The sequence below is a fragment of the Campylobacter parajejuni genome (assembly GCF_046764905.1).
Classification (GTDB): Bacteria; Campylobacterota; Campylobacteria; order Campylobacterales; family Campylobacteraceae; genus Campylobacter_D.
In genome coordinates, this window is sequence record NZ_JBKORB010000002.1 from 169,019 (window position 1) to 183,033 (window position 14,015).

General features: G+C 35.1%; 14 protein-coding genes and 1 other RNA gene. 3 read left to right on the forward strand and 12 right to left on the reverse strand.

Going from position 1 to position 14,015, the window contains the following annotated elements; genetic code table 11:
- Positions 1–10 precede the first annotated feature (10 nt).
- Complete coding sequence (locus tag ACLL8X_RS02540) at positions 11–1,336, reverse strand: MATE family efflux transporter (RefSeq protein ID WP_411989388.1); 1,326 nt, start codon at positions 1,334–1,336, stop codon at positions 11–13.
- A 161-nt stretch (positions 1,337–1,497) separates the two neighbouring features.
- Entirely contained in the window at positions 1,498–2,433 is a 936-nt protein-coding gene (locus ACLL8X_RS02545; protein WP_411989389.1) for an NAD(P)-binding domain-containing protein, read from the reverse strand.
- Between the two features lie 71 nt (positions 2,434–2,504).
- Here ACLL8X_RS02545 and ACLL8X_RS02550 point away from each other — a divergent pair, with 71 nt between their 5' ends.
- On the forward strand, positions 2,505–3,737 hold the full coding sequence (locus tag ACLL8X_RS02550) for a glutamate-5-semialdehyde dehydrogenase (protein ID WP_411989390.1): 1,233 nt from the start codon (positions 2,505–2,507) through the stop codon (positions 3,735–3,737).
- Positions 3,738–3,802: 65 nt separating this feature from the next.
- Positions 3,803–4,819, forward strand: a complete 1,017-nt coding sequence (locus ACLL8X_RS02555; protein ID WP_411989506.1) for an FUSC family protein — start codon at positions 3,803–3,805, stop codon at positions 4,817–4,819.
- Here the strand turns inward: ACLL8X_RS02555 and ACLL8X_RS02560 are convergent.
- The 6 genes from ACLL8X_RS02560 to efp all read right to left on the reverse strand — a co-directional run bounded on the left by ACLL8X_RS02560 (position 4,805) and on the right by efp (position 10,257).
- Complete coding sequence (locus ACLL8X_RS02560; RefSeq protein ID WP_411989391.1) at positions 4,805–5,602, reverse strand: amidohydrolase family protein; 798 nt, start codon at positions 5,600–5,602, stop codon at positions 4,805–4,807. The genes ACLL8X_RS02555 and ACLL8X_RS02560 overlap by 15 nt on opposite strands.
- A 10-nt stretch (positions 5,603–5,612) precedes the next feature.
- Positions 5,613–6,899 carry an SLC13 family permease gene (locus tag ACLL8X_RS02565; protein WP_411989392.1) on the reverse strand — a complete coding sequence of 429 codons (1,287 nt, stop codon included), beginning with the start codon at positions 6,897–6,899 and terminating at the stop codon, positions 5,613–5,615.
- A 9-nt stretch (positions 6,900–6,908) separates the two neighbouring features.
- On the reverse strand, positions 6,909–7,907 hold the full coding sequence (locus ACLL8X_RS02570) for a DUF2891 domain-containing protein (protein WP_411989393.1): 999 nt from the start codon (positions 7,905–7,907) through the stop codon (positions 6,909–6,911).
- Between the two features lie 9 nt (positions 7,908–7,916).
- Positions 7,917–8,870, reverse strand: coding sequence for a DUF979 domain-containing protein (locus tag ACLL8X_RS02575; protein WP_411989394.1), 954 nt, complete (start codon positions 8,868–8,870; stop codon positions 7,917–7,919).
- Positions 8,857–9,549 (reverse strand): DUF969 domain-containing protein, encoded by a 693-nt coding sequence (locus ACLL8X_RS02580; RefSeq protein ID WP_411989395.1) that lies wholly within the window; start codon positions 9,547–9,549, stop codon positions 8,857–8,859. Before ACLL8X_RS02580 ends, ACLL8X_RS02575 begins: the two co-directional genes overlap by 14 nt.
- Positions 9,550–9,687: 138 nt before the next feature.
- Positions 9,688–10,257, reverse strand: a complete 570-nt coding sequence (efp, locus tag ACLL8X_RS02585; RefSeq protein WP_411989396.1) for an elongation factor P — start codon at positions 10,255–10,257, stop codon at positions 9,688–9,690.
- 348 nt (positions 10,258–10,605) lie between these two features.
- Between efp and rnpB the strand changes: the two genes are divergently transcribed.
- Positions 10,606–10,925, forward strand: an RNA gene (gene rnpB, locus ACLL8X_RS02590) — RNase P RNA component class A.
- Here rnpB and ACLL8X_RS02595 read toward each other — a convergent pair.
- The 4 genes from ACLL8X_RS02595 to flaG are packed head-to-tail and all read right to left on the reverse strand — an operon-like array spanning position 10,913 to position 13,869.
- Positions 10,913–11,197: a hypothetical protein gene (locus ACLL8X_RS02595; RefSeq protein WP_411989397.1), complete on the reverse strand. Its 285-nt coding sequence runs from the start codon at positions 11,195–11,197 to the stop codon at positions 10,913–10,915. The two genes, rnpB and ACLL8X_RS02595, sit on opposite strands and share 13 nt — an antisense overlap.
- Positions 11,178–11,558, reverse strand: a complete 381-nt coding sequence (fliS, locus tag ACLL8X_RS02600) for a flagellar export chaperone FliS (protein WP_411989398.1) — start codon at positions 11,556–11,558, stop codon at positions 11,178–11,180. Before fliS ends, ACLL8X_RS02595 begins: the two co-directional genes overlap by 20 nt.
- Before the next feature lie 9 nt (positions 11,559–11,567).
- Positions 11,568–13,499 carry a flagellar filament capping protein FliD gene (gene fliD / locus ACLL8X_RS02605; RefSeq protein WP_411989399.1) on the reverse strand — a complete coding sequence of 644 codons (1,932 nt, stop codon included), beginning with the start codon at positions 13,497–13,499 and terminating at the stop codon, positions 11,568–11,570.
- 1 nt (position 13,500) lies between these two features.
- Complete coding sequence (gene flaG, locus ACLL8X_RS02610) at positions 13,501–13,869, reverse strand: flagella length regulator FlaG (RefSeq protein WP_411989400.1); 369 nt, start codon at positions 13,867–13,869, stop codon at positions 13,501–13,503.
- Positions 13,870–14,015: the final 146 nt, after the last annotated feature.

A 14,015-nucleotide genomic window follows, 5' to 3' on the forward strand; every position in this document is an offset into this window, starting at 1 on the left:
CAATATATCATCATCGCAAGCCTTTAAAAAGCTTTTTAAGAAAAACAAAGGCTAGAATCAAAACACAAAATTCAGCAAAAAAAGGACTGAGCCAAACCCCATTTAAACCCATAAAATAAGGCAAAATAAAAAGAAAACACAAGGGGATAAAAAGATTTTGGCTTAAACTTAAAATAAGAGAAAAACTAGGCTTGTTAAAGGCGGTAAAAAAAGAACCACAAAGTGTATTAAACCAAGCAAAAAGATAATTTAAAGCAAAAAAAGCCAAAGCTATGAACGCAAAATGAATAAAAGCTTCATCATTATCCTTTGCGAAAAGTTTCACCCCAATTTCTCCAAAGGCAAAAATCATCAGCATAGAAAAAATGGACAAAAGCCCACCGGCTAAAAAGATTACTTTCATAATAGCCCTTATCCTAGTAAAATCCTTTTTAGCATAATTATAACTAAGAGCAGGCTGCATAGCATCGCCCATAGCAATGATAAGCATCATAATAAAACTATCCACATATAAAACGATAGAAAAGGCTGCCACAGCTTGAGTGTTAGCGATTTTAAGCAAAATCAAATTCGCAAAAACATTATACAAAGAGCCTGAAATATTGCCAAAAAACTCACTACTACCATTATAAACTATGCTTTTAAAGAGTTTTAAACTCATAAAAACTCCTGTAAATTTAAGCTCAAGATTTTGCAATAAAAAGGGCAAAATTCCAAAAATCCCGCCCAAAACAAGACCCAAACAAGTCGCAAGCACAGCCGAAAACAAACCCCAACCCAAAACCACGATAAAAAGATAATCAAGCAAGATATTACTAAGGGCTATAATGACATTCATCATCATACTATAAGTGCTTTTACCACAAATTCTTAGATAATTATCAAGGGCAAAAGAAAGCATAGTAAAAGGAGCAAAAAGAGCAAAGACTAGCATACATTCTTTAGCCATAGTTTTAATTTGACTGCTTACATCCAAAAATTCAATCAAAACAGGGCTTAAAAAATACTCCAAAAGTCCCACACAGCAAGAAATAATAAAAATAATAAGCATACTAGAGCTAAAAATCTTTTGAGCTAATTTTTTCTTCCCTCGTCCTAAATTCATCGCAATTTGCACGGCTGAACCTATGGCTATCATATCAGCTAAGGCAAAAGACATTATCACAAAAGGAATAATCAAAGCCAAAGCCGCTAAAGCATCACTTCCTAAATATTTTCCAACAAAAATTCCATCAACAACATAATAAACAGAAATAAAAGCCATACTTACAACATTTGGCACGGCACATTTCATAAAAAGCCTAAAAGGGCTTAGGGTGCTAAAAATATTTGACATAAAAATCCTTTAAAATATTTAATTTTGCAATAAAAAATATTTTAAGGTAAGCTAATAGAGTGTTTGAAGTCCTAGAATATAATAGTTTAAACGAAAAGTTCTCATATTTTGCATAATCATAATTTAAAATCAAAAACCAAATTTAGCCCGAAGGCTAAATTTTAAAGCACGGAGAGAATTTTTACAGCGTCATTTAGCCCTGTAACTATACTCGCACCATTTTTAGTGGCAATATCGCCTGCTACAAAGATACCTTTAACATTGCTTTGTTTATTCTCATCCATCAAAGGCACACCCTTATCATCAACATTTATCCCGCATTTTTGCAAAAAATCAAGCGGAGTAGAACCCCCGATGGCGTAGATTATTCTATCATAATTTTGGCTTGAACCATCGTTAAAATGCACCTTAGCCTTGCCATTATCATCTTCTATTTCACTGATGTCTATGCCTAGTTTTAATTCTATTTTGCCCGAATTTCCAGCCTCGCTTAAGTCTTTAAGATTTATATCATTAAGCCTTGTGAATTCTTTTTTGCGGTAGCAAAGACTGACCTTATTTGAACTAGCTAAATCCACAGCATACTCAGCAGCGGAATTTCCACCACCTACGACAAGGATTTTTTCATCGCCTAAAACGGAATTGGCGTTAAAATTGATGATTTTGCTTAGGGTCATAGGAAGCTTATACTCAGGCTTATTAGGCTTACCCATTCTACCTATGGCTATGATGATGTTTTTACACTCATAAACGCCCTTGCCCGTGCTAAGCAAAAAAACTCCATTTTCATTTTTGACACTCTCAACCTCAGAGCCAAATTCAACTTCTATATTATGCTCTTTTAAAGCATTTTCAAAGGTCTCTAGGGTGCTTTCTTTGGTGCCATCTTCAAAAGCAACATTGCCATAATTTGTCCCTTCACAACCCTTATAAGCCTTATCCACTCTTTTACCTGCCTTATAAAACTGCACTAAAGTTTGACAAATATTGTTTGATTTTTCTAGTATCAAAACTTCTTTATTCTTAAGCCTAGCTTCAACCGCACAGCCTATGCCAGTAGGACCTGCACCCACTATAATCAAATCTACTTTTTTCATTTGTATTTACCTTTCAATTTATAAATTTTTTTGTATAATTTATCAAGTTTTTTGTAAATAAGGAATTAAAAATGCGAAATTTGCTTGAAAATATTAAGAAAAATTCTCAAAAACTACTTAATTTAACACCCAAAGATAAAGAAAAAATTATTTTAAAATTAGTTCAAATTTTAAGAGAAAATTTCAAAATTATCCTAGAAGCAAATGAAAAAGATATGGCAAATTTCACAAAAAGCGGAGCAATAAAGGATAGACTTTTCCTAAACGAAGAACGCATTTTAGCTCTTTGTGAAGGTCTAGAAAAAATCGCTTATATCGAAGATCCCATAGGCAAAATTTCTAAAGGTTGGAAAAATAATGCGGGTTTAAATATACAAAAGATAAGCATTCCTTTAGGACTGATTTGTGTCATTTATGAAGCAAGGCCTAGCCTTAGTGCTGAAATCGTAGCCTTAATGATAAAAAGCTCTAATGCTTGTGTTTTTAAAGGTGGAAGTGAAGCAAAATTTACAAATAAAGCCATATTTAATCTTGTTAGCAAAGTGCTTAAGGAATTTGATTTAGAAGATTGTTTTGCTATGCTTTATGAAAGAGAGCAAATTATGGAAATTCTAGCCTTTGATGATATTATTGATGTGATTATCCCCCGTGGAAGTTCGAAAATGATACAAGAAATTGCTAAAAATACTAAAATTCCGCTCATAAAACAAGATAAAGGCTTATGCCACGCCTTTGTCGATGAAAGTGCTAATTTAAATATGGCTTTAAAAATAATCCTTAATGCAAAGTGCCAAAGAGTAAGCGTTTGCAACGCCTTAGAAACGCTTTTAATCCACGAAAAAATCGCCAAAGATTTTATAGAACTTCTAAGCCCTGAATTGGAAAAATTTAAAGTAAAAATTCACGCTCATAAAAATGCCTTATCTTATTTTCAAAACACAAATTTGGAACTTTTTAAAGCAAATGAAAACACCTTCGATACGGAATGGCTTGATTTTGCTATCAATGTAAAATTAGTTAAAGACTGCGACGAAGCCATAGAGCATATAAATAAGCATAGTTCCTTACACTCCGAAGCTATAATCTCAAACAATGCCCTTAATATAGGCAAATTCCAACGCCTTATAAACTCATCTTGCGTTTATGTTAATACCTCAACGCGTTTTAGCGATGGGGCTGAGTTTGGCTTTGGCGGAGAAGTTGGAATCGCAACAAGCAAACTTCACGCTAGAGGACCTATGGGTGTTGAAGACATTTGCACTTATAAATACATCATCTACGGGGAAGGACAAATTAGAGAGTGAAGAAAATACTCAAGCAACATTTTAAAGAAATCGCTGGCTTTACTTCAAGCGAACAAGTTTGGCAAATGCCTTTTTTTGCGGCTTTAGGCGTGGGGATAGTTTTGGGCGTGAGTGTGTTTTTTGTGAAATTAAACTATGGTCTTATTGCTATGATAGGCGTTATGGCTTTTTTATATGTTCCAAACACCCCTTTATATCACAGAATGGCTGTGGTAATGTGCTGTTCTTTTGGGATAGTATGTAGCTTTTTTCTGGGAATTTTAACCCATTTTTTACCTTCTTTTTTTGTTTTTATCCCCATAGGAATTCTTGCAATGGCGAGTTCTATTTTGATAAGATATTATAATCTTGGTGCACCGGGATATTTTTTCTTCGTGTTTGCTTGTGTTTTGGGTGCTTTCTCTCCATTTGAAGCTAAAGACTTTATTTTTTTAGTGGGGCTTGTCTTTCTTGGGACTATGGTGGCAAATTTAATGGCGTTTTTGTATTCTATTGTTGTGATTTATGGTTTTAAAAATGCTCTGCCTAGCGAAATTCCACCCCGAGAATATATAGGCTTTAATGCTGTCTTTGCGGATTCTTTAGTTATGGGTTTTTTTGTCGCTTTTTCTATTTTTTTGGGAACTTTTTTAGAGCTTGAAAGAAGTTATTGGATAGCCATTTCTTGCACAGCCATTATGCAAGGAGTAACCTTAAATTCCATATGGATAAAACAAATTCAACGCATAATAGGAACCTTTATAGGCATATGTTTTGCTTGGTGGCTTTTATCTAAGCATTTTAGCCAAATGGAGTTTGTTTTGCTGATGATGTCTTTGTTTTTCATAGGACAATTTTTAGTGAGCAGAAACTACGCCTTAGCAATGATTTTCTTCACACCCTATGCGACCTATCTTAGCGAAGCAGCAAATTTTATGAGCGAAAATGCCAAAAATTTATTAGAGGCACGATTGATTGATGTTGTAATAGGAAGTATTTTAGGGCTTTTGGGAGGTTTTGTTATTTATAAACCCTATTTAAGAATTTATTTTGAACGCCTTGCAAAATATATTTTTAAGACAAAAAATTTAGAATCCAAATAAAGCACAAGCATTATCCCCTAAAATTTGCTCCTGTTCTTTTTTGGAAACTACAATCTTATCAAAGGCTTCAAAGGCTGATGAAAAATCAACCCTCTTTTCAAAATTCGTATGAGGCCAATCACTCCCAAAAACAAAATGCCAAAGCCCAAAATGCTCCTTTAAAATTTCATAACTTTTCTTCGCAAACAAAATAGCTTCTATATTGCTCGTATAAGTTATTTTCGCCCTATAAAAACCACTGATTTTAAAAAATATTTTAGAACCCTTTAGCCGGGTTAATTCTTCTAAATGGCTTAAATTTGAACTCGCCCTTGCAAGATGGTCTATGACTATATCACAACCAAAAGGAAGTAAATTTTGGACAATATCCACAAGTTTATCATCTAAATCCCTTTGAATTTCAACTTGCATTTTAAGTTTGCTTAAATTTTCAAAAAATTCTATCCAAATGGGACTTTTAAAATCCATCAAATCTTTTCCAATTAAATTTAACCTTACCCCACAAGCCTTTCTTTCTTTAAGTTTTTTAAGCTCTTCAAAGCTGGTATTTTCATCCACTACAACCACAGCCTTTACATCTTCATCTTCTTGAATGCTTTGAAGCAAAAATTCATTATCATTGCCTAAAAAACTAGGCTGGATTAAAACCCCCTTATCAAAGCCGTGTTGGCGTAAATTCATCTTATAAGTTTTAAAATCAGCATCATAATCAGGCTTATATCTCGCATCCAAAATAGTATTTAAGCTTTTTAAAAATATATGTGCGTGAGTGTCGATTTTCATTTTCTTATCCTTATAAAATAAAGCTCATTATTATAGTGGCTAAAATAGCCGCCATAAATCCTAAAGGCACGGCTTTTACAAGCAAATCTTTAAAAAATTTTTCCTTGTATTTATCAGGACAAGAACCTAAAATCAAACTTCCCCCTGAAGAAAAAGGCGAAATCGCAGAAGCTTGCGCGCCTATAACAATACAAGAAAAAAGCAAAATCTCACTTAAACCACTACTTGAAGCTATGCTTGGAACTATGGGAAAAAGTGCGGGAGTAACCACGCCCAAAGTGCTTGAAAAAAGGGACATAAAAGCGGCAATAACACACATTACCAAAGGGATAAAAAGAACATTCACTTCATTTTTAACAAGATTTGAAAGCAAGTTAATAGTCCCAGCTTCCACTGCTATGCTAATAAGCATTCCCACCCCACAAATCATTATCAAAGTTCCCCAAGGAATCAAAGCAATAACCTTTTTCTCATCGGCTAATTTTAAAAACAAAGCAAGGGCAACAAAAATCATAGCAATCATAGCTATATCTATTTTTTTATTAAAATAAGCAAGGGTATCATTATGCGGGAAAATAATGCTTAATATAGGAAATATCAAAACAATAACTATCATCAAAAACATAAGAATCAAAGTGGTTTTTTGCTTCTTATCAAAAGGTTCTGGTTTGACAATAAAGCTGATTTTTGCCCTATTTTTAAAAGCCCCAAATACAAAAAAAGACAACACAACAATGGGCAAAAATATAGTAAAAGCAAAAATAATTCCTGAATTTACAAAAGCGGTGCTAGAATCAATCCCTGAATTTTCCATTAATCCACGAAAAATAATCCCACTTTGCGAAGTCATAAAATTAGCTCCTCCTAAAGCACCATAATTTATCGCCATAGCTCCAGCCACCTTACTTAAAGCCATTTTATCGCAAAGCAAAAAAGTAAGAGGTGCCATAAAGGCTAAGACCGAGTAAAATCCTGCCCCTAAAGCAGCGATGATAGCACTCACTGCAAAAATAACAAAAGGCAACAAATAAGGATAATTGGCAAAACGATACATCAAATGTCCGGATAATTTTTCCAGCGTCCCATTTGCCGTTGCAAAATTATAAAATAACGAAACCGCAAAAATAACAAAAAATATAGAAATAGGCCAAAAAGCTATGATTTTTTTAGGGGCTAAATCCATAAAAAAAGCTCCTATAATATAGGCAAAAATCATAGCGAAAATTCCAACATTATGCCTAGTAACATAACCTAAAACAATAGCCACTACAAGGCTAGCAATAATCAAAAAAACCATTATTAGTCTTTATTCTACATCCATAGCAAGTAAAGCAAAGCTTCCTAGCCAATGTGAGCCCAAATAATCATCTTCTATATGGGATATGGCTTCATCAAAATGCTTAGTGGCGTTGGCTTTTAAAAGCGTTTTTAAAGGCTCTTCGCAAAAATTAGCCAGTATCCTAAAACACCAAGCACGGCTGAGATTAAGCCCATCTAAGTGGGCTATTTTACCATCGCTTCTATCGCTAACACTCACAGGGCTAAATAAGCTCTTAGGCTCTTTTTGCTCTAAATGCGGCAAATAAGCTTTAAAAAATTCCACAAAATCATTTCTGGGTAAAATAGCACTTAAAAGCACCGCTTCCATCAAAACAGGGGATAAAAACTCATCTCCGCAAGGCTCTAAAACTTGCATATTTTTATCATTTAAAAACCATTTTTTAGCACTTTGGACTATACAATGCTCTAAGAACTCATCCTCATTAAATCTTGCATATTCTAAGGCAAAATAAAGGGCAAAAGAAGAGTTAAAATGTGTGCCTACGCGAATAGGATAATCCATCTTAGGCAAAAACTCCTTAAATTCCCTAACAAAAAAATCAGCTATACCCTGTAAATTCTCAGCCCAAATTCCAGCTCTTTCATTTTCTTTAGCTAGCAATTTTAATTCTAAATGCAGTTTTAAAAACCACCCCCAGCCATAAGGTCTTTCAAATCCCTTATGTGCAGGGTTTAAAAGATAATCAAGCTCACCCTTGGCCTTTTCTTTATCAAACTGACTATCTAAGGCTTTAAAAATATCTTGCTTGGGAGCAAAATGAGAAAAATCTTTAAGAATTTTCACCAAAAGCCAATGTGAATGCACACTAGAATGCCAATCATAAGAACCATAAAATATAGGATACATCAGCTTTGGAGCCTTAATATCATTAAGGTCATTAAAGGCGTGTGAGATTTTATTGGGTAATTCTTTAAAAATATTTTCCAAAGCGATGAAGCTAAATTGTTTGATAAAATTTTCCATTTTTTCTCCTTAAAATTTAAAAGCTAAAAAATACATCAAAAATATATTTCCTGCAAGCAAAACAAGCCCTGAGGCAAACTGAGCCTTAATCACTCCATTTTTATCGTCTAAATTCAAAAGTGCAGCTGGGACTATATTAAAATTCGCAGCCATAGGCGTCATCAAGGTCCCACAAAAACCACAAAGCATACCAATAGCACCCACAATAGCAGGATTAGCACCCATTTGCATAATCAAAACAGGCAAGGCAATAGCCGCTGTGATAACAGGAAAGGCAGCAAAGGCATTACCCATAATCATAGTAAATAAAGCCATTCCCACCCCATAAACCGCCACGGCGATAAAGGCATTATCTAAGGTAATATAAGTCGATAAAAGCTTAGAAACTTGCTCACCCATACCTGTGGATACAAAAACCAAGCCAAGCGTGGCTAGAATTTGGGGCAATAAAGCCGCCCAGCTAATGTGATCCATTGTATGTGCTGCGTCTTTAATGGCTCTTTTAGGCGAGGCTTTAAACATAAAACAAGCCAGAGTAAAAGCTACGATAATGCCTACAATAAGAGCTATGAGAGTGGAGTTTTTGTTCTCAAAAAGACTAAGATGGGGGAATAAAAAGGTGCCTACAAGAGTGATTAAAGGAACAAGCAAGGCAGGGATGAAAAGTTTGCTTTTATAAAACTTTGCATGTGTGATTTCGTATTCTTTTTCTTCTTCACTTGGTGTGATATTAGCAGGTTTTAGAAGATTAAATCCGGCTATTAAAGCCAGTAAAATCACTATACAACCCATCACAAAATGAGGCAAAATTCCAGCAAATAAAAAAGTTACGCTATAAGCTATCCAAAACACCCCACCACTTAGCCTTGCTTTCATAGTTTTAGCCTTATTGACAAAACTAAGAATTCCAAAAACCAAAAAGAGCATTCCTACTAAATAATAAAGCAAATCAAGACTTATCATCAAAAGCTCCTTTATAAGTTCTTTCAAGCTTTTTATCTAGCATATAAAGCCTAGTGCAGTGTATAAGCAAGGCTAAAATCCCTGTGGGTATAGCCCAAACTGAAAGCTGTAAAGGCTCAACTATGATACCATTGCTCTCATAAAAAGCCTTAATCAGCAAAATAGAATGCACGGCTATAAAAATATCCTCTCCAAAAAATACCGCCACATTATCCGTGCCTGAAGAATAAGCCTTAATCTTTTGGCTATCCTTGTGAGAGAGCTTTTTAAATTTAAGCCTTGCAGCAGCTTCTGCCATAGGAGCGATTAGGGGTCTTATCATTTGAGCGTGTCCGCCTAAGGATAGAAGTCCTAAAGCCGCCGTAATTTGCCTGAAAACAAAATAGCACATTAAAATCCTTCCTGTGCTAGCGGCTTTTACCTTAGAAATGAGATTTTTAGCCTGTTCTCTTAAGCCCTTGCGTTCTAAAATGGCAAGTAGGGGCAAAATCAGCCAAACCACAGCCACATAACGATTATCCACAAAGGATTTGCCTATATCACTAACGATTCTTATAAAATCAAAGCCTGACACAAGTCCTGCATAAATCCCCACCGCAGTAACCACCAAAAAAGGATTAATCCTAAGCACAAAGCCCAAAACAATCAAGGGTATAGAAGCAAGTAACCACCACTCCATAGTCCAACTCCTAAGATAAATTTAAAAAAATATTATAAAAATTCTAAATTGAAAAAAAGTTTAAAAAAATATTTTTAGAAGTTAAATGGGAAGTTAGGTAACAAATTCAAAAATTTCGGCTTGGAATACTCCAAAGCCTTATTTGTTTGCTTTTTCTATGTATTCGCCACGCACCGTATCTACGCGAATAAGCTCACCTTCAAGCACATGGAAAGGAATTTGCACCACAGCTCCCGTTTCAAGTGTGGCAGGTTTTTTATTTGAGCCTTGAGTGTCTCCTTTGAAATTAGGAGGCGTCTGAATAATTTTAAGCTCAACGACTTGTGGAACTTCCACGCCAATAGCCTTGCCATTGTGAAAAAGCACCTCCACCATCATACCATCTAAAAGCCATTTTTTTGCCTCGCCCACATCTTCATCGCTAATAGCGACTTGCTCATAACTTTGCGTATCCATAAATTGACAATTTTCACCGTCATCATAAAGGTATTGCATAGTCTTTTGCTCTAAATTAGGCGCCTCGCATTTATCCCCTGCGTGGAAAGTTTTTTCAAGAACCTTACCATCGATAAAAGATTTAATCTTAATACGCACAAAGGCTGGACCCTTGCCCGGTTTTACATGTTGATACTCTACTATCTTAAAAGGAACTCCATCAATTTCTATCTTAAGCCCTTTTTTTAAATCACCCATTGCATAAGTTGCCATCATTTTTCCTTGATAAAATTTAAAACTTCAAGTGTAGCAAAAAATCTTTTAAAATTTTATGAAAAAGCTTATTTTAAGCTTTTTTTGGGAAGGGGGAAGGGTAAAAAAGAAGGGATATGAGAAAAAAGAAAAAAGCTAAGATGGAGAGAAAAATGAATTAGGAGTTAGAGTTTTTAGGGCGGCAAGATGAGTGGGGAAAAATAAGTAGGAAAATGAGATGGCAAAAAAGGGCAAGAAAAGTGGGTTATAAAGCGACAAGATAGGGGTTAAGTAAAAATCCACTTGGAAATTCTTTTAGCTTCAATTTTTTTGATAAAAAAATAAGTAAAATTACGCTAAAATCACGCCTAAGCATAGCAAATGCTCGCTTCTTTTTGAAGAGGAAAGTCCGAGCTGCTAAAGACAAACATTCCATCTAACAGATGGCTAGGGCGACCTAAGGGATAGTGCAACAGAAAGCAAACTACCACAAAAGTGGAAAAGGTGAAACGGCGGGGTAAAAGCCCACCAGCGATTTTGGTAACAATTTCGGCTATGTAAACCCAATGTGCAGCAAGAAGGGATGGTTAGTGTCTTTGTTTTGACCCTTCGCTTGATTTTGTTTGCAAAAACAAAACTAGATAAATGAGCATTCTCGACAGAACTCGGCTTATCGCTATGCTTTTAGATAGGTTAAAGCCTTTTGAAATTTTTGAATTTCAACAGCCTTTGTTTTTTTCTTTTGCTCTATAAGCGTGATGGCTTCGCTTAAAAGAGCTTTGATTTGATAAAATATCTCATTTACATTTTCTTTCACATTGTCCCCTGAAAAGCTCTTGGCTGAATTTTGAGCTAAATCCTGCACAAAAGCTTTTATATCAAGTTCATCTAGCAAACTTTCAAGCTTAGAAAGATCTTCTTTAATGAGTGCGAGTTTAAAATCACTGAGCCACTGCTTCATGCACTTCCCGCCAGGCTTCTAATAAGCCCTTGGTTACCTTGATAACCTCGTCTATTCTTTCTTCATTATTTTCTAAATTGGCTAAAGAAAGAAGCTGAATTTCTCTTGTGTAAAGACCACTTAAGTAGTGAGCGACTTCTCCGCCTTTTTCATAGTCTAGGGTATTGATTAGCTCTATGAAAATAGCTGTGGTTCTTTTGACAAAATATACTCTTTGTTCTATATCTTCATTTCTTATCGCCACTTTAGCCCTTGAACAAAATCTTAAAATCCCTTCATAAAGCATTTCGATAAGTTTTTGTGGAGATTCTATCCCCACTTGACTTTGAGAATAAGCATTATAAGCTAAACTATTTTGCATTTTTTATCCTTAACTTGACTTATTGGCTGCGTTAATCATACTGGTTACGGTTTGTAATTGGGTATTGAGTTTATTTAAAATACTCTCATATTGCAACCACTGATTTGCCATAGTATCATATCTAGTGTCTATTGCTTTTTGGGCACTCTCTTTTGCTTTATTTAAAGCCTTTGTGTCATTAGTTAAACTTTCATCGTATTTAGTGAGCGAACCCTTTGTTCCTGTCATCCCTTGCAAGGTCGATTTAAGTTGTGAAAAAACGCCCTTACCTTCTATAGGTTTAGCTGTGATATTGGTTTCGCTAAGACCAAATTTTTTAAGAAAATCTTTATTTCCTTTGATAGAAAAATCAGACCCACCATCGCCTTTAATTTTAAGCTCCCAGCCTTTTTGATTGTTCTTATCATAGGCTTCAACCTTAACGCTTAAACCTTCTATACCCAGACTATTGATATGAGTGGCTAAATTTTGAAGCATTTCTTGCTCTGTTGCACCTGTAAGCTTAAAGGTGCTTCCATCGCGTGCTTTTGATATATCATAACTTTGATTATTATAAACTATAGTAAATTCGCCCTGCTTAAATTCTAAACCATCATTCGGTCCGGTGCCTACATATTGCTTCAAGCTTCCTTCTTTAATCAAATCCCCAGTATGATTAATGTCTTCATATTTGGTAATATTTGAGAAGAAGCTCTCTGTAAGGTCAGGGTTTTCTTTTACCTTTTTTTCAAATTTCGAAGAATCAAAACTTAAACTCCCTGAGTCTGTCAAACTCAAACCAAAATCCTGCATAGAAAGCATAACCTTAGTATTTACTTTATTCCCGTTTTTATCTTCAACCGTTCCATCTATACTTTGAGAGTCAAACAAAATAGAAGTTATACTAGAGCGTATGGAATTTACTTCTGTTACACCCTGCAAAGTTCCTTTGGTGCCAGTTTCTGAGTTATAATCCGTTGCGGCGTTAAGATTGGTTACTAAATTATTATAAGCATCCACTAGCTCTTGCATAGTTTTGGTTACAGCTTCATTGTCTTGCTGGACATCGAAATTAATCTCGCCTGTTTTATTTAAGGTTAAAGTAAGTCCTACGCCAAGGTCTGTGATGGTATTGCTTGAACGAATCATTTTAATACCATCAAGAGTAAATTCGGCATTTTGTGCTTTTTGTATATGCAAAGGGTCTGTGGCATTATCTTTAATCCCATAGCCTTTTTTATCCTGAGCTGGGTCAATTGTGCCTCCAGTAGTATCTAACTCCCAGCCAAGATTTTTAAAAATTTCTTTAGATTCATTGCTCTCAATATATTTGCCATTACCATCCTTCTTACCCGCGTAAAAACTTATAGCGTGGTCTTCGCCTGTTTCCTTGCTAGTAAGAGTCAGACGATAAGGAGTATTTTTTTCGCCTGTATTGACTATCTTTGCAACTATTTCACCCCCACTAGCCACATTAATCTTATCAGCTAAATCCTTATAAGTCGTGTTTTTATCTACACTTACGGTATATTCTTTGCCATTGGAAAAAAAGGTCAAATCCGTAGCCTTTGTTAAATTTGCATTGATATAACCAGAGTCGTTTGTAAGTCCCTTGCTTTGATACACATCTTTTTGAGCGATTTGAGTTACATTGACCTTCATACTTTGCAAAGCCACCCCGCTGTTCGCAGTCAAACTCGCAGGTGGGTTTTCGGTAATACTACCTACAACTTTTCTTTTAGCAAAGGCTGTGGCATCTGCCAAGGATGAAACAGCGGTTTGAAAGGTAAGCAATTTGGTTTTGATTTCAGTCAAATCCTTTTGCTTGGTTGTGTTTTCTTCAACTTTTTTTGTATAAGGCTCAACTTTAGCCTTCTCTTCTGCCTTTTGCATTTTATCTAAGGTCTCTTGTGTTAAAACATTTGACGCAAAACCCAAACTTGCTAATTGTCCTAATGCCATCTTAACTCTCCTTATCGAATATCATTCCTATCACATCTTTAAAATACTCAGCTAAACGCATAGCCTCTTCGCTAGGAATTTGGCGGATTTCCCTTCCTGTGCTTTTTTCTGTTACGCTAATATACATAGAGCCGATTTTATCGCTATAACCAAAGCGAACATTGGTATCTAAAGAGTCCATTTGCTCATTTAGTTTTTTTGCAATATCAGCTAACTTTTCACTCAAACCTTGTTCTTTTTGTCCATCATCGCCTCCTTGGCTTTGATTTTTCTCGGTTTGAATATTTGAACTAGCCTGCGTTTCGTTTTTCCTTTGACTGACACTTGTCAAAGTCGTATCCATTTGTCCATTTGCCTTCGATATTTCCATTTTAAAATCCTTTTTAAAATTTCCTATTGCTAGTTACAGACCATATCGGCAAATTGATAAATTTATGAATACCCTATAAAGAAAAATTTATTTTTCTATACAAAACAACAAGCAAAAACTATGCCAAGAATTTAAATTCTATCTTG